Source organism: Solicola agrisoli (assembly GCF_049059935.1).
Taxonomy (GTDB): Bacteria; Actinomycetota; Actinomycetes; order Propionibacteriales; family Nocardioidaceae; genus JAURVT01.
Genome location: NZ_JBMGQR010000027.1, coordinates 24884 through 49103, shown reverse-complemented (window position 1 = coordinate 49103; position 24220 = coordinate 24884). Strand labels below are relative to the sequence as shown.

Below are 24220 nucleotides of genomic sequence, written 5' to 3'. Positions count from 1 at the left end.
GGCCTATAGGCCCCTGAGCCACCGACAACTCTCCAGGGGTCACAGATTCAGGCCGACGTACTTGGTCTCCAGGTACTCCTCGATGCCCTCGGCGCCGCCCTCACGGCCGAAGCCGGACTGCTTGACCCCACCGAACGGGGCAGCGGGGTTCGACACGACGCCCTGGTTGATGCCGACCATGCCGGTCTGCAGCCCCTCGGCGACCCGGAAGGTCCGCGACACGTCGCGGGTGAACGCGTACGCGACCAGCCCGTACTCGGTGTCGTTCGCCATCGCCAGGCCCTCCTCCTCGGTGGAGAACGTGAAGATCGGCGCCACCGGTCCGAAAATCTCCTCGGACCACATCCGCGCCTCCTTGGGCACACCGGTGAGCACCGTCGGCGGGTAGAAGTACCCCGGCCCGTCGCTCTGCTTGCCGCCGGTGAGCGCGGTGGCGCCGGCGTCGACGGCGTCGTCGACGAGCTCGGCGACCTTGTCGCGCTGCTTGGCCTCGACCAGCGGGCCGACCTCGATGTCGTCGGTGACACCGCGCCCGGACTTCATCGCGCCCATCCGCTGCGCCAGCTTGGTGCCGAACTCCTCGGCGACCGACTCGTGGACGATGAACCGGTTCGCCGCGGTGCACGCCTCACCGACGTTGCGCATCTTGGCAAGCATCGCGCCATCGACCGCGGCGTCGAGGTCGGCGTCGTCGAAGACCAGGAACGGGGCGTTGCCGCCGAGCTCCATCGACACCTTGAGCAAGCCCTCGGCGGACTGCTCGACCAGCGACTTGCCGACCGGCGTGGAGCCGGTGAACGTCAGCTTCCGCAACCTGGGGTCGCGGATGATCGGCTCCATCACCGGGCCGGTATCGGTGGTGGTGACGACGTTGAGGACGCCGTCGGGCAGCCCCGCCTCGGCGAGGATGTCGGCCAACGCCAGCATCGTCAACGGCGTCAACGCCGCCGGCTTGACGACCATCGTGCAACCGGCCGCGATCGCCGGCCCGATCTTGCGGGTCCCCATCGCCAACGGGAAGTTCCAGGGCGTGATCATCAGGCACGGGCCGACGGGCTGCTTCATCGTCAACAACCGGGTCGCGCCGTTCGGGGCCACCGACCAGCGGCCCGAGATGCGCACGGCCTCCTCGGAGAACCAGCGGAAGAACTCCGAGCCGTATGCCAGCTCGGCGCGCGACTCCTTGAGCGGCTTGCCCATCTCGAGCGTCATCAGCAGCGCGAGGTCGTCGGCGCGCTCGCCGATCAGCTCGAACGCCTTGCGCAGGATCTCGCCGCGGTCGCGCGGTGCGGACGTCGCCCACTCGCCCTGCGCGGCGACAGCGGCGTCGATCGCGGCCTTCCCGTCAGCCACCGACGCATCAGCGATCCGAGCGATCTCCTCACCGGTCGACGGGTCCTCCACACCGAACGTCCTGCCACCCTCGGCGTCGCGCCAGGCGCCGCCGATGAACAGCCCGGTGCTGACCCCTGCGACGACCTCGGCCTCGTGACCCTGCAACGACATGCGTGCTCCTCTGGTGGTGCGGTGGTTCCCCGTCGGGGCCACTCAACTCCGGGCCGACGCCCGTCGCAACCGCGCCACCGCAGGACGCGCGCCGTCAGCCGATGCCGCAGGTGGGGGCGGACTTCGTCGAGCCGCCGCGGTCGAGGTGGACGTGGTCGTCGTGGCCGGGGAAGCCCGGGCCGAGGACGCTCCCGAAGCCGTGGTTCAGGGCCGCACGCGCGATGGTGCAGAAGCCCTGGGAGCCGGCGCCGAGGTCGGCCGCGTCGCCGTAGAGGTGACGGCTGGACGCGGCCCCGCCGACGGCGGAATTGCACGAGTAGCTGCGGAACCCTCCGTTGACGACGAGCGGACGGTCGCCCAGGCCCTTGCGGAGCGCCTGCAGCTGCCACTGGATCACCAGCGACGCCTCGCGGGCCGCCGCCGCGCTCGTCGCACCACCCGACCAGTCGGCGTTGCAGTTGTTGAGCTCGTCGTAGGTGAAGTTCACCGGCGTGCAGTCGTCGTCCTGCAGCTCGTAGATCTTCGCGAAGGTCGCCGAGCCCGCCACGCCGTCCGCGCCGAGGCCGTAGGCCTGCTGGAAGCGGGTGACGGCCGCCTTGGTGGCGGGGCCGAACTGGCCGTCGAGGCCGAGCTTGGTGCCCGGGGTGGGCCACCCGGCCACCCGGACCTGCAGCTGCCGGACGTCCTCGCCCGAGGCGCCCTCCGAGAGCGTCCGCCCCCAGCTGTAGCAGCCGTCGGCCTGGGCGGGCGCGGCGGAGACGGTCGTGATCGCCACGGCCGAGCCGAGGACGAGGACGAGTGCGGCCAGGGACCTGAGGAGTCGCGTCATGTCCGACTCGTACCCGTGCGTGGGTCCTGGCAAACCCGCCCGGAGGTGAACGGCAGACGGCCGGCGTCAGGCCACGACCCACGGCTCGCGGGGCACCCTGGCGAGGTCGAAGGCGTCCACGAGGTCGGGCAGGGGGGCGTCGGGGAGGCCGAGGGACGCGAGGATCCGGGCGCGCACCTCGTCGACGCCGACACCGGTGGCGGCGAGGTCGTGCACCGTCACGGCGCCGTCGCGCTTGGCGAGCCGCTGCCCCCCGGCGCCGACGGCCAGCGGCACGTGCACCCACGACGGACGCGGGAGGCCGAGCAGGTCGCACAGGTGCGCCTGGCGCGGGGTGGACGCGAGCAGGTCGTCGCCGCGCACCACCTGGTCGACGCCGTCGGCGGCGTCGTCCACCACGGTGGTCAGCTGGTAGGACGGGACGCCGTCGTTGCGCACCAGCACGACGTCGTCCACCGGCCCTAGGTGCTCGCCCAGCACCTCGTCGCGGACGGTCAGCGACGCGACCTCGGCGTCGAGCCTCCAGGCCGGTGGTCGGGTCAGCGCGCGGGTCTCGCGCTCGGACGCGGTGAGGCGGCGACACGTGCCCGGGTACTGGCCGGGGACGCCGTGCGGTGCCGTCGCCGCCTCGGCGATCTCGCGGCGGGTGCAGAAGCACGGGTAGACGCGGTGCCCCTCGCGCAGCCGGTCCAGTGCGGACGCGTACCGCGCGCCGTGCTCGGACTGCCGGCGCACCGGCCCGTCCCAGGTGACGCCGAGCGCGGCCAGGTCGGCGAGCTGACGGTCCTCCGCGCCGGGCCGCACGCGGTCGAGGTCGTCGACGCGCAGCACCAGCGCCCGACCGGACGAGCGGGCGCAGAGCCACGCGAGCACCGCGGTGCGCAGGTTGCCCAGGTGCAGGTCGCCCGACGGCGTCGGCGCGTAGCGCCCGGCACCGGCCATCGGCCGCGAGGTCAGCCGCCGGCGACGCGCCGCGACGACTGCACCCGGCGCAGCACGAACACGACGACCGCGACGAGCACGAGCGCGATGACGATCTTCTGGAAGACCCCGGCGTACGGCTCCACCGCGTCCCAGTTCTGGCCCAGGTAGAACCCGGCGAGCACGAACACGGTGTTCCAGATGGCGCTGCCGACGGTGGTGAGCAGCACGAACATGCCGAACGACATCTTCTCGACGCCGGCCGGGATGGAGATCAGGCTGCGGAAGATCGGGATCATCCGGCCGAAGAACACCGCCTTGTAGCCGTGCTTGGCGAACCAGGCCTCGGCGGCGTCGACGTCGCTGAGCTTCATCAGCGGCATCCTGTCGACGATGCGGCGCAGGCGGTCGCGGCCGACGGCGGCGCCGATGAGGTAGAGCACGACCGCACCGATCACCGAGCCGAGCGTGGTGGCGATCAGCGCGCCGGCGAGGGTGAAGTCGCCGCGGCTTGCGGTGAAGCCCGCGAGCGGCAGGATGACCTCGCTCGGCAGCGGCGGGAACAGGTTCTCCAGCGCGATCGCGATGCCCGCGCCCCAGACCCCCAGCTTCTCCATCAGGTCGACGGCCCACCCGGCGACCCCGGTCGTCGGCACGCCCCCGTCGGAGGCGGCCTGGATCAGGGAGGCGACATGCATGGGCCGAGCGTACCGACGGCTGCTTGGATGAGGCTGTGAGCGGGTGGGCTGTGACGGGCGCCATCGTCGCGGGCCTGGTCGCCGTCGGCGCGGCGGTGCTCGTGGCGCTGCTGCTGGCCCTGCGCCGTGTGCCCGGCCACCGCACCGGGCTGCGCGAGGCGGTGGGGCTGCTGCCCTCGTGCGTGGTGCTGGCGCGACGGCTCCACGGCGACGCGAGCCTGCCCGCGTCCGTCCGCTGGCAGCTGCGCGGGCTGCTGCTCTACCTGGCCTCGCCGATCGACCTGGTGCCCGACGTCGTGCCGGTGCTCGGGTGGGCCGACGACGTGCTGGTGGCGCTGCTCGTCCTGCGCCGCGTGCTGCGCAGCGCCGGACCGGACGCCGTCGCACGCCACTGGCCGGGGACGCCCGAGGGACTGGACGCGCTCCGCCGGCTGACCGGCGGGTGAGGGATCAGGACGCGGCGGTGGCGGACGACGCCGGGATCGGCTCCATCCGGTAGCCCACGCCGCGCACGGTGCGGATGAAGCCCGCCGAGCGGCCCGAGTCGCCGAGCTTGCGGCGCAGGTTGCCCATGTGCACCTCGACGAGGTGGTGGTCGTTGGTCCAGCCCTCGCCCCACACCTGGCGCAGGAGCGCGTCGCGTCCCCAGACCTTGACGGGGTTGCTGAGCAGGGTGGCGAGGATGTCGAACTCGGTACGGGTCAGCGTCAGCTCCTGCACGCCGTCGGCGGTCTCGAGCGTCGCGACGCGACCGTCGGGGTCGACGGCGAGGTCGCCGTGACGCAGCTGCGTGTCCGCCGGCGGCGCCGCGGCCGGGGCGTTCGCGGCGGCGGAGACCGACGTGCGCGGACGACGGAACATCGCGGCGATCCGCGCCTGCAGCTCGCGGGGGCTGAACGGCTTGCTGACGTAGTCGTCGGCGCCGATCTCCAGCCCGATGAGCCGGTCGATCTCGTCCTGACGGGCGGTCACCATGACCACGTAGGCGTCGGTGAACTCGCGCACGGCGCGGCAGACCTGCGTGCCGTCGACGTCGGGCAGACCGAGGTCGAGCGTGATCAGGTCGGGGTTGGCCTCGCGGGCGAGCCGCACCCCGTCGCGACCCGTCGCCGCCTCGTGCACCGTGAAGCCCTGCAACGACAGGACGTGGCTGATCAGTCCGCGGACGTCGCCGTCGTCATCGACCACGACCGCGACGCGTGCCCCCTGGTAAGTCATGGATCTCATGCTCCCACGAATTGACCAGAATGCCTCGTCTTTCTTGAGTAAATGTTGGACGATCTCTGGGTGACGATCCGGCGGTAGCCTGGGCCACCCGCCCACTGAGGACGCCATGCAGCCAGCCTCCGCTCCGCGTCGCGGCACCGACGCCGTCCGCCCCGGCACCGACCTCGCCCTGCGTGCGCGCGAGCTCGTCCTGGCCCACGAGGCGGTGCTCAGCGGCGGCACTCCACCCGCCCCGGTGCGGCCCGTCGTCCGGCGGTCGTGGTCGCGGGTGATGGGGTGGGGCGTCGATCCCGACGGCGGCGGTGACCGCGACCCGCTGCCGTGGACGCAGGTCGAGGAGCGACGCCGCGCGAGCATGCTCGGCTCGGTGGTCGAGGAGGTGCGGCAGTCCGTCGCGGCCGTCGCCGACGTCTCCAGCTTCCTGCTCGTGGTCACCGACGCCGCCGGCATCGTGCTGTGGCGCGACGGCTCCTCGCGCGTGCGTCGCCAGGCCGACGCCCTCGGCTTCAGCGAGGGCGCCGACTGGACCGAGTCGCGCGTGGGCACCAACGCCATCGGCACCGCGCTCGCCGAGGCCGCGCCGGTGCAGCTGTTCTCCGCCGAGCACTTCGAGCAGAGCCAGCACCCCTGGTACTGCACCGCCGTCCCGGTGCACGACCCCGTGACGGGCGACCTGCTCGGCGTCGTCGACGTCAGCGGGCCGGCGATGACGCTGCACCCCGCGATCACCGCGCTGGTGTCGACGGCGGTCCGCCTCGCCGAGAGCACGCTGTGGCGCCGCCACACCGAGCGACTGGGGCGGTTGCGCGAGTCCGCGGCCCCGCTGCTGGTGGGCAGCCCCGGCCCGAGCCTGGTCGTCGACGACCTCGGCTGGGTCGCGCACGCCAGCGGCATCGCCACCCGCGACCGGGTCGGGGCTCCCGTCGCCGGTCAGCCGATCGCCGTGCCGGGCATGGGCCTGTGCCTGCCCGAGCCGATCGACCACGGGTGGCTGCTCCGCCCGCACGGCGGCACCGGCCGTCTCCACCTGCTGCTCGACCTCACGGGCGAGCCCACGGTGACGGTCAGCGGACCGTCCGAGCGCTGGCACGCGGCGCTCTCGACGCGCCACGCCGAGATCCTCCGCCTGCTGGCCGCGTCGCCCGAGGGACTGACCGCGCAGGCGCTCAGCACCGCCCTCTACGGCGACGCCGACCACGCCGTCACGGTGCGGGCCGAGGTGTCGCGCATGCGGCGCACCCTCGGCGGGGTGCTCGCGGCGCAGCCCTACCGGTTCGCCGACGGCGTCAGCGTCGAGGTCGCGTCCGGGACGGGCTCGGGGCGCCCGAGCAGGTAGCCCTGCACCAGCTCGCAGCCGATCTCGTGGACGGCGCGCAGCTGGGCGTCGGTCTCGATGCCCTCGGCCACCGTCACCTTGCCGAGCGCCTGCGACATCGCGTGCACGGCGGCGACGACGGCGCGGCCCTCGGGAGCGGTGACCGCCTCGATGAAGCCGCGGTCGATCTTGACGATGTCGATCGGCAGCGTGGCCAGGCGTGTCAGAGACGAGTACTCCGCCCCGAAGTCGTCGAGCGCGATCCGGATGCCGTGGTCGCGCATCTCGGCCAGCCGCGCGGTGGTCGACGCGGCGTCGGTGACGAGCGCGTTCTCGGTGACCTCGATGACGAGGTTCTCCGGCCCGCACTGGCGGGCCGATTCGAGCACCGACTCGACGAGGCGGTCCTCGCCCAGCTGCACGGGCGAGGTGTTGACGGCCACGACGCGGCCCCACCGGGCCTGGTCGCGGCACGCGATCCGCAGCACGTGCGCGCCGATCTCACCCATCAGGCCGCTGCTCTCGGCCACCGGAATCCAGCTCCCCGGCGACAGCAGGCGCCCTCCCCGTCGCCAGCGGGCGAGCGCCTCGACGCCGTGCATCTTGCGCGATCCGGTGGCGAGGATCGGCTGGTAGTGCACCTCGATCTCGTCGCGGTCGACGGCGTTCTCGAGGTCCTGCTCGAGCCGCACGCGCTCGCGGAGCTGCTCGGCGAAGTCGCGGTGGGCGATCTCGACGCCCCCGTGCGCGTGTGCCAGGCCGGCGACGGCACGCACCTCGCGCAGCAGGTCGGCGACGGTCGAGCCGTCCCGGGCCACCACGACGCCGAGCCCCAGCCGGACGCGCGTCGGCAGGCGGGAGCCGTCGCTCGCGCGCGCCACCTCGGCGCGCATCCTGGCCAGCGCCACCGGGCTGAGGGTGCTGTCGGACCACGGGGAGATCGAGACGAACGCGTCACCGCCGGCGTGCCACCACCCCGACGCCGAAGTGACCTCGGCCTCGAGCGCGCGGGCGACGCGGACCGTCACCCGGTCGGCCTCCTCGTACCCGCGCAGCGTGCGCAGGTCCTCCAGGCCCTCCAGGTGGCACATCTGCACCACGAGCTGGTCCTCGGTGATCGCGCTCTCGTGCCGCGCCTGGGTGATCCGCTCGAGCGCGAACACCCGGTTGGGCAGGCCGCTGACCGGGTCGTGCAGGCGCGCCCGGGCCGACCGCTCCTCGGCCTCGGCGCGTGCCGCCACCGCCCCGACGAGGTGGACGACGCCCTCCACGAACGGCAGGTCACCGGGGTCGACGGCGTCGGGCAGCACCGCTCGGACCGAGCCCGACGTCACGACGTCGGCGTCCGTCGGCTGCGTGAGGCCTCCCGCGTCGACCACCTGCACGTCGACGGCCGCCCCGAGCCCGTGACGCGCGACCTCCTCGGCGCGCGCGACGGCGGCCGGGAGGTCGTCGGTGACGATGTGGCGGCCGAGCTCGACCAGGGCGGTCTGCTGGTCCAGCGTGCGGCGTCGCGCCCTGACGTCGCGGACGCCCTGGCGACGGCGCAGCAGCTGCAGGCACAGCACCATCGGCGCGATCCACAGCGTCGACATGGTCTCGGCGACGGCGCTCGCCGGGTTCAGCACGCCGACGACCCCGAGCACGATGGCGGTGCCCGAGGCGACGACCGAGACGACGAGGTCCTGGGGCGCCAGCTGGTAGGTGCGCACCACCGCCCAGCTCACCACCCCGATGCCGATGAGCAGCGCGAACAGCGGACCGGCCGGGCCGTAGACCGGCCACCCCTGCGCGTCGAGCGACACCACGCGCAGCAGGTCCGTGCCGAACCACAGGGCCAGTCGCAGCGCGACGAGCGTCAGCACGACGACGAACGCCACCCGGGACGCCGGCCCCTCGAGCGTCTGGTCGAAGGCGGGGAACACGAGCAGGAACACCGCGGTGAACAGCAGGGAGCGGACGTCGGTGAGGGTCATCGTCAGCTCGGGGGACCCGGCGTTGAGCACGACGAGCGAGCCGGTCAGCATCGTCAGCGCGGCGACCACCGACAGCGCCGCCGACCAGCCCGTGCGCACCCGCTGCTGCTGGCGTGAGGTGGCGGCGACCAGGCCGAACTGCAGGCAGGCGCCTGCTGCCACGCACTGGGCGACGACGCACGCCCAGACCCAGGCCTGGCTCATCACGCTCCTCGTCCGTGGCGGGTACCTACCGCTGCGTAGTCTGCCCCCTTTGGATGACCCTTGTGTGCAAAACGGACGAGTGGTCATGTGGCGTCCGTCCTGCGGTCCTCTCGTCGACACCGCAGGCTGGAGCGCATGCGCATCGGGTACAAGCTCATCGCCGAGGCCTACGGGCCCAAGGAGATCGTCGACCAGGCCGTGCGGGCCGAGGCCGCGGGATTCGACTTCGTCGAGGTCAGCGACCACTACCACCCGTGGCTGCCCGAGACGAACCACTCGGGCTTCGCGTGGTCGATGCTCGCGGCCATCGCGGCGAAGACCGACCGGATCGAGCTCGCGACGGGCGTCACCTGCCCGTTCGTGCGCTACCACCCGGCGATCGTGGCCCAGATGGCTGCGACGACCGCGATCCTGTCCGACGGCCGCTTCACCCTCGGGCTGGGCTCAGGAGAGCGGCTGAACGAGCACGTCGTCGGCGGCGGCTGGCCGTCGGTGTCGGTGCGCCAGGAGATGTTCCGCGAGTCCATCGAGATCATCCGGCAGCTCTGGCAGGGCGGGTACCAGTCCTACGAGGGCAAGCACCTGACCATCGACGACGCCCGCGTCTTCGACCTGCCCGACGTGCTGCCGCGCGTCGCGATCGCCGCGGGCGGCAAGCGCGCGGCGCGGATCGCCGCCGAGCTGGGCGACGCCATGTTCGTCACCGAGCCCAAGCCCGAGCTGGTCGAGGCATTCACCGCCGCCGGCGGGTCGGGCCCGCTCTACGGCGAGGTGCCGCTCGCGTTCGCCGACACGGTCCAGGCCGCCGCGGAGTCCGCCCACGAGAAGTTCCGCTTCGGCCTCACGGGATGGAAGATCCAGTCCGAGCTGCCCAACCCGGTCAACTTCGACGCCGCCACCGCGTTCATCACCCCCGACCACATGGCCGACGCCTTCGGCTGCGGCCCGGACGCCGCCCGACACCTGGAGGTGGCGCGGGGGTTCGCCGACGCCGGCTACGACCACCTGGCGCTCGTCAACGCCGGCCCCGAGCCCGAGGCGTTCTTCGACTTCTTCGCCTCCGAGCTCGCCGGCCCCCTGCGCGAGATGCGGGTCGGCGGCGCCTGAGCCCGGTGTGACGCGGGCCGTTCGGACTGCGGGGGCCCGGGGCCTGCACCAGCATGGACGCGTGACCGACCGCGACGACCTGCCCGACGTCCCCCGCCCGGACGCCCACCTGTTCCTGCTCTTCGGAGCCACCGGCGACCTCGCCAAGCGCAAGCTGTTCCCCGGCTTCTACCGCCTGGCCGCGGCCGGACGGATGCCCGAGTCGTACGCGATCGTCGGCACCGGTCGCCACTCCCCCGGTGACGACGACGAGTTCCGCTCGCAGGTGGCCGACGCCGTCCGCGACAGCCTGGACTCCGTCGACGACGACGTCCTCGACGACCTGACGTCGCGCGTGCGCTTCCAGACCTCGTCCTCGGACGACCTCGACGACCTCGTCGCCGCGGTGGCCGACGCCGAGTCCGGCCTCGACACCGACGGCACCCCCGAGCGCCTGGTGTACCTGTCGCTGCCGCCGTCGGCGATGGAGTCGATGGTGCCCGCGCTCGGCGAGGCCTCGTTGCTCGACAACGCGCGGCTCGTCGTCGAGAAGCCGTTCGGCACCGACCTGGAGAGCTCGCGCGAGCTCGACGCCGCCCTGAAGAAGGTCGTCGACGAGGACCAGGTGTTCCGCATCGACCACTTCCTGGGCAAGGAGGCGGTGCAGAACGTCATCGCGCTGCGCTGGGGCAACGGCCCGATCGACGCCGTGTGGTCGCGCGAGTTCGTCGAGTCGGTGCAGATCGACGTGCCCGAGGAGCTCGGGCTGGAGGGACGCGGCTCGTTCTACGAGTCCACCGGCGCCTTCCGCGACATGATCTCGACCCACCTGTGCCAGATCCTCGGCTTCATGGCGATGGAGCGCCCCGACGCGCTCGACGCCGAGTCCGTCCGCGACGCCAAGTCGCAGGTGTTCCGGCAGATGCGTCCCTTCACCGCCGACGACGTGGTGCTCGGGCAGTTCGAGGGCTACCGCGACGAGGAGGACGTCGCCCCCGACTCCGACGTCGAGACGTTCGTCGCGATCCGCGCGTTCGTCGACAACGACCGCTGGCGCGACGTCCCGTTCTTCCTGCGCACCGGCAAGGCGATGGCGGCCACGCGCCGCACCGTCACGCTGACGTTCCGCGAGCCCGAGCACGGCCTGCTCAAGCACGAGGAGCAGAAGCAGGTGCCCGGCCCCACCGAACTGAGCATGGAGCTCGGCGACGGCACGCACCTCGCGTACGACCTGCGCGCCAAGCAGCCCGGCCCCGGCCTGGAGCTGACGACCGCCGAGCTCGTGGCCGACTACGACGAGGAGTTCGACACCGCGCCGCTCGAGGCCTACGAGCGCCTGCTGCTCGACGTCATGCACGGCGAGCAGATGCTGTTCACCCGCAGCGACGAGGTCGACCGGCTGTGGGAGCTGTGCGACCCGATCATCAAGAACCCGCCGACGCCGCTGCCGTACGAGAAGGGGTCCTGGGGTCCCCAGGAGGCCGTCGACCTGCCCGGCGAGCACGGCTGGCGCATCCAGCGATGACGCAGAACCCCATCGCCGAGCACGGCCTGATCGGCGACCTGCGCACCGCGGCGCTGGTCGGCATGGACGGCACCGTCGCGTGGTTCTGCGCCGGCCGGTTCGACTCGCCGTCGGTGTTCGGCTCGATCCTGGACGACGAGAAGGGCGGCGCCTGGCGCATCCACCCCGTCGACGGGTCCAGCCGCAGCCAGCAGTTCTACTACCCGAGCAGCAACGTCCTCATCACCCGCTTCATGAACGACGAGGGCGTCGTCGAGGTGCACGACTTCATGCCGATCGTGCGCCCGCACGACCCCGACCACCGGCAGCGGATCGTCCGCCGGCTCGTCGGCGTGCGCGGCCAGATGACGATGCGCCTGGACCTGTCGGCGCGTCCGGACTACGCCCGCGAGGAGCCCACCACCCGCGAGCACGACGGCTGCGTGCTCATCGAGTCCGACACCGTGCGCCTCGCGCTGAGCGCCACGGTCGACCTCGACGTCGACGGCCCGGACGTCTCGTCGGAGGTGACGCTGCGCAGCGGCGAGAAGGCGCTGTTCGTCCTCGAGGTGCTCACCGGCGACGCCGACGGCACGCCGTGCGACTCCAGCGACACCGACGAGCTGTTCGACACCACGGTGGCGTTCTGGCAGCACTGGCTCTCGCGGTCGACGTACACCGGCCGCTGGCGCGAGATGGTCGACCGCTCGGCGCTGACGCTCAAGCTGCTGACGCACGAGCCGTCCGGCGCGATCGTCGCGGCGCCGACCACGAGCCTGCCCGAGGACATCGGCGGCGAGCGCAACTGGGACTACCGCTACGTGTGGATCCGCGACGCCGCGTTCAGCATCTACGCGCTGCTCCGCCTCGGCTTCACCGAGGAGGCCGAGGCGTTCATGCGCTGGCTGTCCGAGCGCATCGGCGAGGCCGACGGCCACGAGCTCGGCCCGCTGCGCGTCATGTACACCATCGACGGCAGCACCGAGATGCCCGAGATCGAGCTGGACCACCTCAGCGGCTACGCCGGTTCGCGACCGGTGCGCGTCGGCAACGGCGCCGCCGAGCAGCTGCAGCTCGACATCTACGGCGAGATCATCGACTCGGCCTACCTGTTCAACAAGTACGGCGCGGGCATCTCCCACGACGCGTGGAAGGACCTCACGCACGTCCTGGACTGGGTGCTCGACAACTGGGACCAGCCCGACGCCGGCATGTGGGAGGCGCGCAGCGAGCCGCAGGACTACACCACCGGACGCCTGATGGCGTGGGTCGCCGTCGAGCGGATGATCCGCGTCGCCCGTCAGCGCGGGCTGCCCGCCGACCTCGAGCGGTGGTGCACCGTCCGCGACGAGATCTACGCGCAGGTGATGGAGCGTGGCTGGAACGACGAGATCGGCGCCTTCACCCAGGTGCTGGACGGCACGGCGCTCGACGCGTCGATCCTGCTGATGCCGCTGGTCAAGTTCGTCGCGCCCAACGACCCGCGGTTCCTCTCGACGCTCGAGGCGGTCAAGGCACAGCTCGTCGAGGACAGCCTGGTCTTCCGCTACCGGATGGAGGACGACCACGGCGACCTCGGCGTCGACGACGGGCTCACCGGCAACGAGGGCACGTTCAGCCTGTGCTCGTTCTGGTACGTCGAGGCGCTGACGCGCGCCGGGCAGCTGCCCGAGGCCCGCCTGGCCCTGGAGAAGATGTTCACCTATTCCAACCACCTCGGGCTCTATGCCGAGATGATCGGCATCACCGGTGACCAGCTCGGCAACTACCCCCAGGCCTTCACCCACCTGTCCCTGGTCAGCGCCGCCATCAACCTCGACCGCTCCCTCGGCTAGCCGGTCCCCCGGTGCGGCCCCCGTCCGCGATCTGTTGCCTTGTGGTGGTCAAGCGGCCGTCATGAGCACCCGAAGGCATCGGATCGCGGACGGGAGGGGCACCGCGGGATCAGGCGCGGACGCGGTCGACGAACTCGCGCAGGCGTCCGACGAGGTCGGGCACGCGCAGGTCGGGGCCGCCCATGACCGGCTTCTGGTGCTCCTTGAGCGGCTGACGGGCGCGCAGCGAGCAGCCGAAGTCCGTGCAGACGTAGAGCCCGACCGTGTCGCCGGCCTTGCCGCGAGCGCCGGCGCGGGGCGCGACGACCAGCCGCGAGCCGTCCGGCGCGTCCTGGGTCTGGCACAGGTCGCACATCGTCTTGCGGTGCGTGGGCGCCTCGCTGGGCAGCCGCAGCTCGAGCGCGAGCACCTCGCCGGCGACCTCGGGGCCCAGCACCAGGTAGCCGCGGCGCGGAGCCTTGGGGTCGGTCCAGCCGACGACGTCGAGCTCGTCGGCGCCGGCCGGCGGCCACGTGCCCGGGAACGTCGCCGACGCCGCCTTGCTCCGCGAGCTGTTGACGAACGCCTTCCTGACGGTCTGCTGGTCCGGGACCTGCATGGCCCTGCCCTCCTGCTGGATTCCTCGTGCCTACACCACTAGGCTAACTGCCTAAGAGTTGTAGGCAAATGGATTGCGAAGGGGGTCACGTGGCGCGCGCAGGACTCACCCGCGACCGGGTCGCACAGGCCGGCGCCGAGCTCGCCGACGAGATCGGCTTCGACCAGGTCACCGTCTCCGAGCTGGCCCGCCGGGTCGGCGTCCGCACCGCCAGCCTGTACTCCCACGTGCGCGGCTCGGACGACCTCCGCACCGAGATCGCGCTGCTCGCGCTCGAGGAGATGGCCGACGCCGCCGCCGACGCCGTGGCCGGACGCGCCGGGCGCGACGCACTGGTGGCGTTCGCCGACGTCTACCGCGGCTACGCCCGCGCGCACCCGGGCCGCTACGCCGCCAGCCACCTGCGGCTCGACGACGCGACGGCCGCGGCCAGCGCGGGCGTCCGCCACGCCGAGATGACCCGCGCGATCCTGCGCGGGTACGACCTCACCGGTGTCGACCAGACCCACGGCGTGCGCCTGATCGGCAGCACCGTCCACGGCTTCGTCGACCTCGAGGCGAGCGGCGGCTTCGACCACAGCGAGCCCGGCGCAGACGTCAGCTGGACACGCATCCTCGACGCCCTCGACGCCCTGCTGCGCAGCTGGCCTGCCGCCGGCTGACTCGGGCACCTCAGGCGGGGACCGCCGATCGGCCGGTCAGCTGGTGCTGCGGACCGGGTGCCGGGCGCGCGAAGCGGTACCCCTGTGCGTGACCGCAGCCCATCGACAGCAGCGCCTGCTCCTGCTCGGCGGTCTCGATGCCCTCGGCGACGACGCGCGCCCCCAGCACGTCCGCGAGAGCGATGATCGCCGAGACGACGGTCGCGGTCGTGCGGTCGTCGACGGCATCGGTGACGAACGACCGGTCGATCTTGATGACGTCGACCGGGAGTCGCCGCACGTACTCGAAGTTGGAGTAGCCGGTGCCGAAGTCGTCGACGGCGATCCGCACCCCCTCGGCGCGGAGCTCGGCCAGCGCCTCGACCGCCCGCGGCGACCGGTGCGCGACGATGTTCTCGGTGACCTCGACGGTGAGCTGCGCCGCGGGCAGACCGTGGGTGCGCAGGCTGTGCCGCACCGTCTCGACCCACCCGGGCGTCGCGAGCTGGACCGGGGAGACGTTCACGCCCATCTCGATCGGCCGCCCGGTCTCGCTGCTCCACTGCGCGGCTCGTGCCACGGCGGTGTCGAGCACCAGTGCGCCGAGCGGTCCGATCGAGCGGTCCGCCTCGGCCCACGCGATGAACTCCGCCGGGCTGACGGAGCCCAGCTGAGGGTGGTCCCACCGAGCGAGCGCCTCGTAGCCCACCACCCGTGAGGTCGCGAGCTCGACGATCGGCTGGAAGTGGACGCCGATCTCACCGCGGTCCGCGGCCCCGCGGAGGTCCTGCTGCAGGTTGGAGCGGCGCCTGACAGTGTCGGTCATCCCGTCGGCGTAGACCACGACGCACCGCTTGCCCTGGCCCTTGGCCGCGTAGAGTGCGACGTCGGCGTCGCGCAGCAGCGCGGTCACGTCGCGCGTGGTCTGCGCGGACGTCACCGCGCCGCGGCTGCGCGCGCCCGCCGGCAGATCGGGCGAGCGCCGGGTCACGTCGAGACCGGCGACCCCCATGCTCGCGCCGACGTGGAGGCGGATGCCGTCGAGGACGACCGGCTCGTCCAGCGCGCGCAGCATGCGAGCCGCCGCCGTGGCGACCTGGTCGGGACGCGCGTGCACGACGGCCGCGAACTCGTCCCCGCCCAGGCGTGCCAGGGTGTCGCTGCCCCGCAGGCAGGCGCTGAGCCGACCGGCCACCGCGGCGAGCAACCGGTCTCCCACGTCGTGACCGTGGGTGTCGTTGACGGCCTTGAACTCGTCGAGGTCGATGAAGACGATGCCGAACGGGTCACGACCCCGAGCGGCGGTGGTGGTGAGCTGGTGGAAGTGGACACGGTTGCCCAGACCGGTCACCGCGTCGCGGAGGGCGGCGTCCTCGTTCAGGCGCCACGCCGCCAGGCTCGCGGCCACGGCGGCGAGGAAGACCGCGGCATGGGTGCCCACGGCCAGCCACGGGCTGCGGCCGGACGACTCCAGCGCGGCCAAGCCGTCGACCCGCAGCCACACCAGGTAGAAGACCACCGACGACACCACGACCAGCCCGAAGCTCCGCCAGTCCTGGTAGAGCGTGACGACGGCGACCACCACCAGCACCACGAACGGAGCCTCGGCGCCGACGTCGGGCACCGAGGCCAGCATCATCGGGCCGCTCGCCAGACCGGCCGAGGCCAGCACACAACGCGACGTGCGGTCGACGTCGGGCAGCAGCGAGATCACGCCGGCGCCGATGCTCAGCACCGCGAAGAGCATCACGACGCTCGAGTCGGCGGCGTCGGTCAGGCTCCAGGCGACGACCGCGGCGGCCTGCACCAGCGCGAACGCGACGACCACCTGGTGGCGTCGCCGCCAGGTGGCTGCGGGCAGCATCCACCCCGAGGGAAGGCAGCGGCGGACCAGGCTCATGGACTGCTGATCGGCACGACACGGCGCCACACGAGTGATGTGGGGGTCGCGATCCGGCGGCCAGCGTCAAGTCTTGGCTACCGCGGTGTTTCGACGACGTTGCGGGCCCGCCCGAGCCGCCAGCCGATCGCGAAGAGCCCGAGCAGCACGACCACGGCCGTCACCGCGTCGACGGCCGCACCGCGCACCACGTACTCGGTGACGGCCGACCGGCTGTACCCGCCGTACGCGCGCAGGTCGGCACCGACCTCGGACGCGGTGCGCACGGCCCGGAGCGCGGTCCACGCGGTCGCGGCCAGCGCGACGCCGACCAGCACGCGCGCCCGTCGCCCGGCCGGCAGCGACCGTCCCGGTGGGACGGGGTGCTGCGCGGTCGTCCGCCACCAGAGCCACAGCCAACCGAGCAGGGCCACACCTCCGACGGCGTCGCTCACCAGGTTCAGCCGGGTGGACCAGCCGTACCCGAAGGCGTCGTCGAGCGCGTCCCACGCGAGGTGGGTGGCGGCGCCCAGGACCGTCGACACGACGATCCACCCGGCGGCGACGGGGCCGCGCCACGCGAACCCGTCGGCGGCACGCAGCACCCGCCGCGCCACGGCCGGCGGCGCCAGCGCCACGAGCGGCTGCTTCAGGACGGCATGGAACGCCACCAGGAGCACCAGGGCGATCAGCGGGTCGAGCCAGAGCAGCGAGGTGACGTCGTGGGTCAGGGTGAGGTTCCAGTCGCCCCCGATCCACTGGAGCGGGACGTAGTACGGCAGGTCGGGCGCCACCGCCCCGGCCACGAGGGCGGACGGCACCAGCGGCGACCGCGCCAGCGGCAGGACCGCCGCCGGGTGGACGAGCGTGAAGGGCACCGGCGGACTCTAGTGCGCCGAGTCCGCCGGCGTCCGGCGGTCGTCAGTACCGCAGGCGGCGCAGGTAGTCGTACCCGACCTCGGCGGTCTGCTGGGGCGTGACGTCCGGGGTGTCGTTCTCCACCACGTACTCCTCGACCTCGACGGCCGAGAAGATCCGGCGGAAGTCGATCATGCCGGTGCCGAGGTCGGCCATGTCGCCGGTGGCGGGGTCACGGTCCTTGACGTGGAACTGGCGCACCTTCAGCCGCGAGGCCCGCAGGGTGTCGATCGCGAACCGCACCGGGTCCGTGGCCCCGTCGCCGCTCTGGATGCCACCGGTGACGACCCAGTAGAGGTCGGCCTCCAGGTGCACCAGGTCCGGGTCGAGCTCGGTGGCGAGGATGTCCCAGGGACGCTCGCCGTTGGCCAGCTCGAGGAACTCGTGCGCGTGGTTGTGGTAGCCGTAGCGCAGGCCGGCCTTCTTCGCCGCGTACGCCTCGGAGTTCATCTGCCACGCCCAGGCACGCCACTGGTCGGGCGAGTCCGACTTCAGGTACGGCACGTTGAGGTAGCGCTGCCCGAGGACGCCGGCGTTCTCCAGCTTCACCTCGAGGGCGTCGCGCGTGGCCGACAGGCCGTCGTGGCTCGACGACGTGCGGATGCCGAGGCCGTCGTGGAACCGGCGCAGCTGCCGGGCGGTGAGGCCGTAGTACCCGGCCTGCTCGACCCGTCGGTACCCGGCGGCGGCGACGTAGCGCAGCGACCGGCGGTAGTCCGTCGCGAGGTCGGCGCGCAGCGTGTACAGCTGGATGCTGGTCCTCCCCTGCGGGACGCGCCTGCGTCCGGGGCGCGACGACGCCGGTGCCGCGACGGCGGCGCCCGACAGCCCGGTGGCGGCCATCGTGCCCAGGGCGGTGGTGCCGGCGACGGCACCGAGCAGCGTGCGCCTGCCGATCGGCGCGCGCGGGGCGTGGCCCTGCCTCTCGAAGGTCTCGCTGACGGCGGCGTCCGCGTCGAATCCGAAGCACATGCTGGTGGTTCCTCTCGTGGGTGGTGCGTGGGTCCCGAGCGGTGGTCGTGGCGGATCAGGTGGTGCTGAACGCCGCGTCGAAGGCCGACGCGGGCGGGTCGAAGAGGTTGGCGCGCACGAACGCGAGCGCCTCGGGGGCGCCGACGAGGCGGTCCATGCCGGCGTCCTCCCACTCGATGGAGATCGGGCCGTCGTAGCCGATCGTGTGGAGCATCCGGAAGCACTGCTCCCAGGGCACGTCTCCGCGTCCGGTGGAGACGAAGTCCCAGCCGCGACGAGGGTCGGCCCAGGCCAGGTGCGAGCCCATCCGGCCGTTGCGGCCGTTGCCCACCTGCTTGCGCGCGTCCTTGCAGTCCACGTGCGCGATCCGGTCGCGGAAGTCCCACAGGAAGCCCAGCGGGTCGAGGTCCTGCCAGACGAAGTGCGAGGGGTCCCAGTTCAGGGCGAACGCCGGGCGGTGCCCGACGGCCTCGAGCGCGGCGACCGTCGTCCAGTAGTCGTAGGCGATCTCGCTCGGGTGCACCTCGTGCGCGAACCGGACGCCCTCGGCGTCGAACACGTCGAGGATCGGGTTCCAGCGGTCGGCGAAGTCCTGGTAGCCGGCGTCGACGAGGTCCTGGGTGACGGGCGGGAACATCGCCACGTACTTCCAGATCGACGAGCCGGTGAACCCGACGACGGTGTCGACGCCCAGCGCGCGGGCGGCGCGGGCGGTCATCTTCATCTCCTCGGCGGCCCGCTGACGCACGCCCTCGGCCTCGCCGTCGCCCCAGATCCGGTCGGGCAGGATCGCGCGGTGGCGGGCATCGATGGGGTCGTCGCAGACCGCCTGCCCCTTGAGGTGGTTGGAGATGGCGTGGACCTCGAGGCCGTGCCGCTCGAGCACCTCGAGCTTGGCCTTGACGTAGTCGCCGTCCTCGGCGGCGGCCCAGGGGTCGAGGTGGTCGCCCCAGCAGGCGATCTCCAGGCCGTCGTAGCCCCAGCCCGCCGCGAGGCGGCACACCTCCTCGAACGGCAGGTCGGCCCACTGGCCGGTGAACAGGGTGATCGGGTGGGTGGTCACGGCTGCGGTCTCCTCGGGAGTGGGGCGGATGGTGCTGGGGAGCGGATCAGTGCGACCGGACGTCCTGCCAGCACCGCTCGTCCGAGCTCTGCTCGACGGCCTGGAGGACGCGCTGCACCTGCAGGCCGTCGGCGAAGGACGGGGACGGGTCGCGTCCGGCGGCGATGTCGCCGACGAGGTCGACGACCTGGTGGGTGAAGGCGTGCTCGTAGCCGAGCCCGTGGCCGGGCGGCCACCAGCCGGCGATGTAGGGGTGGTCGGCCTCGGTGACGACGATGCGGCGGAAGCCGCCGACCGCGTCGTCGGCCGTCGCGTCGTGCAGGTGCAGGACGTTCATGTCCTCGAGGTCGAACGCGATCGAGCCGAGCTCGCCGTTGACCTCCAGCCGCAGCGAGTTCTTGCGTCCCGTCGCGAACCGGGTGGCCTCGAAGGCGCCCACCAGCCCGCCGCCCATCCGCGCGGTGAACACCGCGGAGTCGTCGACGGTGACCGGCCCGCGCTCGGCGTCCGGACGACCGGTGCCGCCCAGGGTGCTGGCCACCCCGGCCACCGGGCGCGAGTCCACGAACGTCTCCAGCGCCCCGGAGACGCTGGTGATGCTTCGCCCGGTGACGAACTGGGCCATGTCGACGATGTGCGCGCCGATGTCGCCGAGCGCCCCCGAGCCCGCCCGCGTGCGGTCGAGTCGCCACGAGAGCGGGGCGTCGGGGTCGGCCAGCCAGTCCTGCAGGTACTGCGCCCGCACGTGGTAGAGCCGTCCGAGACGCCCCTCCTGCACGAGCCGACGGGCGAGCGACAGCGCGGGCACCCGGCGGTAGGTGAAGCCCACCATCGCCCGGGCACCGTGCGCCGCCGACGCCGTCGACGCGGCCTTGGCCATCTGCTCGGCCTCCTCGACCGAGTTGGCCAGCGGCTTCTCGCACAGGACGTGCTTGCCCGCCTCGAGCGCCGCGATGGCGATCTCGGCGTGGGTGTCGCTGGGCGTGCAGATGTCGACCAGCTGCACGTCGTCGCGACCCAGCAGCTCGTGCCAGTCGGTGGCGACCGAGTCCCACTCGAACCGGCGGGCGACCTCGGCCGTGCGGTCGTGGTCGCGCCCCACCAGCACCCGCCGTCGCGGCGTGAGCGGGAGGTCGAAGAACGCCGGGGCGGTGCGCCAGGCCTGGGAGTGCGCGGCGCCCATGAAGGCGTAGCCGACCTGTCCGACCCCGAGGTCGGTGGTGGGGCTGCTCATGGTGGTCCTCCTTCGGGAGTCGGGGCGGGACGCGTCAGGACTGGAACGCGGTGGGCAGGTACTGGTCGACGTTGTCCGACGTGACGGTCGGCGCCGACAGCGTGATCTGACGCGGCACCTCGACCTCGACGAGGTCGGCCAGCGCCTTCTCCTGCGACACCAGGCGGGCCAGGCGGACGCCGTCGGCGGCCTGCGTGGACGGGTAGACGACCGTGGCCTTGACCACCGAGTCACCGCTCTTGATCAGGTCCATGACGTTCTTGGAGCCGGCGCCGCCGACCATGACGAACTCGTCGCGGCCCGCGTTCTCGATCGCGGCCAGCACGCCGACGCCCTGGTCGTCGTCGTGGTTCCACAGGTAGTCCAGCTTCGGCGCGGCCTGCAGCAGGTTGGACGCCGAGCGCTCGCCGCCCTCGACGGTGAAGTCGGCTGCCACACGGTTGTCGACGTCGAGGCCGCAGTCGCCGAGCGCGTCCTCGAAGCCCTGCGAGCGCTCCTTGGTCAGGGGCAGCGAGTCGATGCCGGCGATCTCTCCGACGACGGCGTCGGTGTCGCCCTTGGCCTGCTCGCACACGTAGGTGCCGGCCGAGACGCCCATGCCGTAGTTGTCGCCGAGCACCGTGGTGCGGGCGGCGAACGGCGAGCTGAACTCGCGGTCGACGTTGATCACCTGGATGCCGGCCTCCATCGCCTTGAGCGCGACGGGGGTGAGCGCGGCGCCGTCGAACGGCAGCAGCACGATCGCGTCGACGTCCTCGTTGATGAACTGCTCGACCTGGCTGATCTGCAGGCTCACGTCGTTGGTGCCCTCGGCCACCTTGAGCTCGACGTCGTCGTACTTCTCGGCCTCGTCGCGCGCCGCCTTGCTGATGGCGCCCATCCAGCCGTGGTCGGCGGCGGGGGCGGAGAAGCCGATGGTCACCTTGTCGCCGGACTCGTCGTTGTCGCTGACGGCCGAGTTGCCGCCGCCGGACGAGGCGTCGTCGCTCGAGGAGTTGGTGCAGGCCGTCATGGTGAGGGCCGCGGCGCACAGTGCTGCGCCCCAGCCGGCCAGGCGGCGGGTCGTGGACAGGGGTCGGGACATGGCGTGCTCCTTGGTGTGGTGTGGCGGGACGACGTGGCCCGGGGGCCGATGCTCGGAGGTGCGGACGGCTAGCTGGATCGGCTGCGGGTGGCGAAGTGCTGCTGCAGGAGGACGGCGGCGACGATGATCAGGCCCTTGGCCACCGACTGCGCCGAGATCGACAGGTTGTTGAGCGTGAAGACGTTGGTCAGCGTGGTGAAGATGAGGACGCCGAGCACGGTGCCGACGACGGTGCCGCGCCCGCCGGCCAGCAGCGTGCCGCCGATGACGACGGCCGCGATCGCGTCCAGCTCGTAGAGGGTGCCGTGCGTGGACGACCCCACGCTGGTGCGCGACATGAGCATCACCGCGGCCAGGCCGGCCGTGGCGCCGAGCAGCACGTAGAGGTAGAGCGTGTGGCGCTTGACGTCGATGCCCGCCAGGCGCGCGGCCTCGGGGTTGCCGCCGACGGCGAACGTGCGCCGCCCGAAGGTGGTGCGGTTGAGCAGCACCCAGCCGAGGACCGACACGAGCGCGAAGATCAGCACGATGACGGGGATGCCGAGCGGCTCGGCGCCGAAGAAGGACAAGAAGCCCTGGTTGGTGACGATCTGCGTCTGCCGGTCGGCCAGGATCTCGGCCAGGCCCCGGGCGCCGGCCAGCATCGCGAGCGTCGCGATGAACGGCACGACCCGTCCGTAGGAGACCAGCGCCCCGTTGACGAGCCCGCACGCGGCGCCCACCAGGAGCGCGGTGGTGACGAGCACGATCCAGTGCGTGTTCTCGGCCATGGCCTGGGTGCCGGTGGTGGTCGCCCACACCGAGGAGAGGGCCACGACCGCGCCGACCGACAGGTCGATGCCGCCGCCGGTGATGACGAAGGTCATGCCGATCGAGACCACGCCGATCACCGAGGCGAGCCGCAGGATCGTCAGCATGTTGTCGGTCGACCAGAACAGGTCGCCGGAGGTGACGACCCCGACGACGGCCAGCACGACCAGCGCGAGGACCAGCCCGGAGATCCGGGTGAACCCCGCCGGCAGGCCGCGTCGCGACGAGGGCGTCGACGGCGGCCCCTGGGGCGGTGGCGCGGTGTCGACGTTCTGGGCGGGCAGGTCGCTGGTGGGCGTGCCCGCTGCGGTGGTGTCGCTCACGCGACGCTCCCTTCGGTCATGACGAGGTCGAGCACGTGCTGCTCGCTCATCGAGTCGGTGGGGCCTTCGTCGACGACGCGGCCGGCGGCCACGACGAGGACCCGGTCGGCCAGGCCCAGGACCTCCTCGATCTCGCTCGAGACCACGACCACCGCGACGCCGCGGTCGGCCAGGTCGCGGACGACGGTGTAGATCTCGCGACGGGCGCCGATGTCGACGCCGCGGGTGGGCTCGTCGAGCAGCAGGACCTTGCAGTCGCGCAGCAGCCACCGTGCGAGGACGGCCTTCTGTTGGTTGCCGCCCGAGAGGGTGCGGATGGCGCGGTCGGGGTCGTTCGGGCGGATGTCGACGGTGCCGGCGACCTCGGCGGCGGCCCTGCGCTCGCCGGCGTCGGAGGTGAACCCGCCGGTGGCCCAGCGGGTGAAGCTCGCGAGCGTGATGTTGCGCGCCACGGAGTCGTCGAGGACCAGGCCCTGGTACTTGCGCTCCTCGGGGCACAGCCCCATCCCGGCCGCCACCGCCGCGGGCACCGAGCCGCGTCGCAGCCGCCGTCCCTCGACGGTCACGCTGCCGGTGTCGGCGCGGCGCGCGCCGTAGACGGTCTCGACGATCTCGCTGCGGCCGGCGCCGACCAGGCCCGCGAGCCCGACGATCTCGCCGGGCCGCACGTCGAACGAGACGCCGCTGAACTCGCCGCGGCGACCGAGGTCGCGCACCGACAGCAGCGGCTCGACCGTCGAGGCCACCGGCTCGGCCGTGCGCTCGGGGAAGACGTACTCGATGGACCGGCCGGTCATCAGCGCGATGAGGGCGGGGGTGGGGGTGTCGACGACGGCGAGGTCGGTGCCGACGGTGCTGCCGTCCTTGAGCACCGTGATGCGGTCGCCGATGCGGCGGATCTCCTCGAGCCGGTGCGAGATGTAGACGATCGCGGTGCCGGCACGGCGGAGGTCCTCGACGACGCGGAACAGGCCGTCGACCTCCTCCCCGTCGAGCACCGCCGACGGCTCGTCCATGACGATCACCCGCGCCTGCTGCGACAGCGCCCGCGCCATCGAGACGATCTGCTTGCCGGCGGCCGACAGCGAGCCGACCTCGCGGGTCGCGGAGATCTCGGGGTGGCCGAGACGCTCCATCAGTGCACGGGTGTCGCGGTTGGCGGTGCTGCGCTGGGAGAAGCCGAGGCGCGACCGCTCGTGGCCGAGGTAGATGTTCTCGGCGACGGTGAGCCCGTCGACGAGGTCGAGCTCCTGGTAGATCGTGGCGATGCCGGCGTCGAGCGCGTCCTGGGGGCTGGAGAAGGAGGCGACCTCCCCGTCGATCAGCACCTCGCCGGCCTCGACGCGGTGCACCCCGGCGAGCACCTTGATGAGCGTCGACTTGCCCGCGCCGTTCTGCCCGAGCAGGCAGTGCACCTCGCCCGCGCGGACGACGAGGTCGACCCCGTCGAGCGCCCGCACCCCGGCGAACTCCTTGACGATGCCGCGCATCTGCAGGAGCGGCGGGACTTGCGGTTGCGGCGACATGGATGTGAGGCTAGTCACGACTTATGACGGACGTCAAGCAAAAGTCGCATGTCGATCGTCAGAGCAGGGTC

At 72.5% G+C, this 24220-nt stretch carries 21 protein-coding genes; 6 read left to right on the top strand and 15 right to left on the bottom strand.

Going from position 1 to position 24220, the window contains the following annotated elements:
- Window positions 1–39: 39 nt before the first annotated feature.
- The 4 genes from ACI6PP_RS11670 to ACI6PP_RS11655 form a co-directional block, all read right to left on the bottom strand.
- The gene (locus ACI6PP_RS11670) at window positions 40–1506 is read right to left on the bottom strand and encodes an NAD-dependent succinate-semialdehyde dehydrogenase (RefSeq protein WP_421111755.1); all 1467 of its coding nucleotides are present in this window, start codon (window positions 1504–1506) and stop codon (window positions 40–42) included.
- A gap of 94 nt (window positions 1507–1600) precedes the next feature.
- Window positions 1601–2335, bottom strand: a complete 735-nt coding sequence (locus ACI6PP_RS11665) for a D-Ala-D-Ala carboxypeptidase family metallohydrolase (protein WP_421111754.1) — start codon at window positions 2333–2335, stop codon at window positions 1601–1603.
- A 66-nt stretch (window positions 2336–2401) separates the two neighbouring features.
- Entirely contained in the window at window positions 2402–3277 is an 876-nt protein-coding gene (gluQRS, locus tag ACI6PP_RS11660) for a tRNA glutamyl-Q(34) synthetase GluQRS (protein ID WP_421111753.1), read from the bottom strand.
- Between the two features lie 11 nt (window positions 3278–3288).
- The gene (locus ACI6PP_RS11655; RefSeq protein ID WP_421111752.1) at window positions 3289–3954 is read right to left on the bottom strand and encodes a DedA family protein; all 666 of its coding nucleotides are present in this window, start codon (window positions 3952–3954) and stop codon (window positions 3289–3291) included.
- Window positions 3955–3989: 35 nt separating this feature from the next.
- On the opposite strand from ACI6PP_RS11655, the gene ACI6PP_RS11650 reads away from it, so the two are divergent.
- Complete coding sequence (locus tag ACI6PP_RS11650) at window positions 3990–4400, top strand: YkvA family protein (RefSeq protein ID WP_421111751.1); 411 nt, start codon at window positions 3990–3992, stop codon at window positions 4398–4400.
- A gap of 4 nt (window positions 4401–4404) precedes the next feature.
- Here ACI6PP_RS11650 and ACI6PP_RS11645 read toward each other — a convergent pair whose 3' ends face one another.
- The gene (locus ACI6PP_RS11645) at window positions 4405–5172 is read right to left on the bottom strand and encodes a response regulator transcription factor (RefSeq protein WP_421111750.1); all 768 of its coding nucleotides are present in this window, start codon (window positions 5170–5172) and stop codon (window positions 4405–4407) included.
- Window positions 5173–5287: 115 nt separating this feature from the next.
- Between ACI6PP_RS11645 and ACI6PP_RS11640 the strand changes: the two genes are divergently transcribed.
- Complete coding sequence (locus ACI6PP_RS11640) at window positions 5288–6517, top strand: GAF domain-containing protein (RefSeq protein ID WP_421111749.1); 1230 nt, start codon at window positions 5288–5290, stop codon at window positions 6515–6517.
- Here the strand turns inward: ACI6PP_RS11640 and ACI6PP_RS11635 are convergent.
- The gene (locus tag ACI6PP_RS11635; RefSeq protein WP_421111748.1) at window positions 6448–8676 is read right to left on the bottom strand and encodes an EAL domain-containing protein; all 2229 of its coding nucleotides are present in this window, start codon (window positions 8674–8676) and stop codon (window positions 6448–6450) included. The genes ACI6PP_RS11640 and ACI6PP_RS11635 overlap by 70 nt on opposite strands.
- 135 nt (window positions 8677–8811) lie before the next feature.
- Here ACI6PP_RS11635 and ACI6PP_RS11630 point away from each other — a divergent pair, with 135 nt between their 5' ends.
- From ACI6PP_RS11630 to ACI6PP_RS11620, 3 genes are all read left to right on the top strand, one after another.
- Window positions 8812–9783: a TIGR03557 family F420-dependent LLM class oxidoreductase gene (locus ACI6PP_RS11630; RefSeq protein ID WP_421111747.1), complete on the top strand. Its 972-nt coding sequence runs from the start codon at window positions 8812–8814 to the stop codon at window positions 9781–9783.
- Window positions 9784–9844: 61 nt separating this feature from the next.
- Complete coding sequence (gene zwf / locus ACI6PP_RS11625) at window positions 9845–11287, top strand: glucose-6-phosphate dehydrogenase (protein ID WP_421111746.1); 1443 nt, start codon at window positions 9845–9847, stop codon at window positions 11285–11287.
- Window positions 11284–13101, top strand: coding sequence for a glycoside hydrolase family 15 protein (locus ACI6PP_RS11620; protein ID WP_421111745.1), 1818 nt, complete (start codon window positions 11284–11286; stop codon window positions 13099–13101). Before zwf ends, ACI6PP_RS11620 begins: the two co-directional genes overlap by 4 nt.
- A 109-nt stretch (window positions 13102–13210) precedes the next feature.
- Here ACI6PP_RS11620 and ACI6PP_RS11615 read toward each other — a convergent pair whose 3' ends face one another.
- Window positions 13211–13699, bottom strand: coding sequence for an FBP domain-containing protein (locus ACI6PP_RS11615; protein ID WP_421111744.1), 489 nt, complete (start codon window positions 13697–13699; stop codon window positions 13211–13213).
- An 89-nt stretch (window positions 13700–13788) separates the two neighbouring features.
- Here ACI6PP_RS11615 and ACI6PP_RS11610 point away from each other — a divergent pair, with 89 nt between their 5' ends.
- Window positions 13789–14361 (top strand): TetR/AcrR family transcriptional regulator, encoded by a 573-nt coding sequence (locus ACI6PP_RS11610; protein ID WP_421111743.1) that lies wholly within the window; start codon window positions 13789–13791, stop codon window positions 14359–14361.
- A gap of 10 nt (window positions 14362–14371) precedes the next feature.
- Here the strand turns inward: ACI6PP_RS11610 and ACI6PP_RS11605 are convergent, their stop codons facing one another.
- The 8 genes from ACI6PP_RS11605 to ACI6PP_RS11570 form a co-directional block, all read right to left on the bottom strand.
- Window positions 14372–16240, bottom strand: coding sequence for a putative bifunctional diguanylate cyclase/phosphodiesterase (locus ACI6PP_RS11605; protein ID WP_421111742.1), 1869 nt, complete (start codon window positions 16238–16240; stop codon window positions 14372–14374).
- Between the two features lie 77 nt (window positions 16241–16317).
- The gene (locus ACI6PP_RS11600) at window positions 16318–17097 is read right to left on the bottom strand and encodes a DUF4184 family protein (RefSeq protein WP_421111741.1); all 780 of its coding nucleotides are present in this window, start codon (window positions 17095–17097) and stop codon (window positions 16318–16320) included.
- Between the two features lie 43 nt (window positions 17098–17140).
- Window positions 17141–18109, bottom strand: a complete 969-nt coding sequence (locus ACI6PP_RS11595; RefSeq protein ID WP_421111740.1) for a sugar phosphate isomerase/epimerase family protein — start codon at window positions 18107–18109, stop codon at window positions 17141–17143.
- Window positions 18110–18164: 55 nt separating this feature from the next.
- Window positions 18165–19172, bottom strand: a complete 1008-nt coding sequence (locus ACI6PP_RS11590; protein ID WP_421111739.1) for a sugar phosphate isomerase/epimerase family protein — start codon at window positions 19170–19172, stop codon at window positions 18165–18167.
- A gap of 46 nt (window positions 19173–19218) precedes the next feature.
- Window positions 19219–20406, bottom strand: a complete 1188-nt coding sequence (locus tag ACI6PP_RS11585) for a Gfo/Idh/MocA family protein (RefSeq protein WP_421111738.1) — start codon at window positions 20404–20406, stop codon at window positions 19219–19221.
- 34 nt (window positions 20407–20440) lie between these two features.
- The gene (locus tag ACI6PP_RS11580; protein ID WP_421111737.1) at window positions 20441–21490 is read right to left on the bottom strand and encodes a substrate-binding domain-containing protein; all 1050 of its coding nucleotides are present in this window, start codon (window positions 21488–21490) and stop codon (window positions 20441–20443) included.
- A gap of 68 nt (window positions 21491–21558) precedes the next feature.
- Entirely contained in the window at window positions 21559–22623 is a 1065-nt protein-coding gene (locus ACI6PP_RS11575; RefSeq protein WP_421111736.1) for an ABC transporter permease, read from the bottom strand.
- Window positions 22620–24149, bottom strand: a complete 1530-nt coding sequence (locus tag ACI6PP_RS11570; RefSeq protein WP_421111735.1) for a sugar ABC transporter ATP-binding protein — start codon at window positions 24147–24149, stop codon at window positions 22620–22622. The genes ACI6PP_RS11575 and ACI6PP_RS11570 overlap by 4 nt, the downstream gene beginning before the upstream one ends.
- Between the last annotated feature and the right edge of the window lie 71 nt (window positions 24150–24220).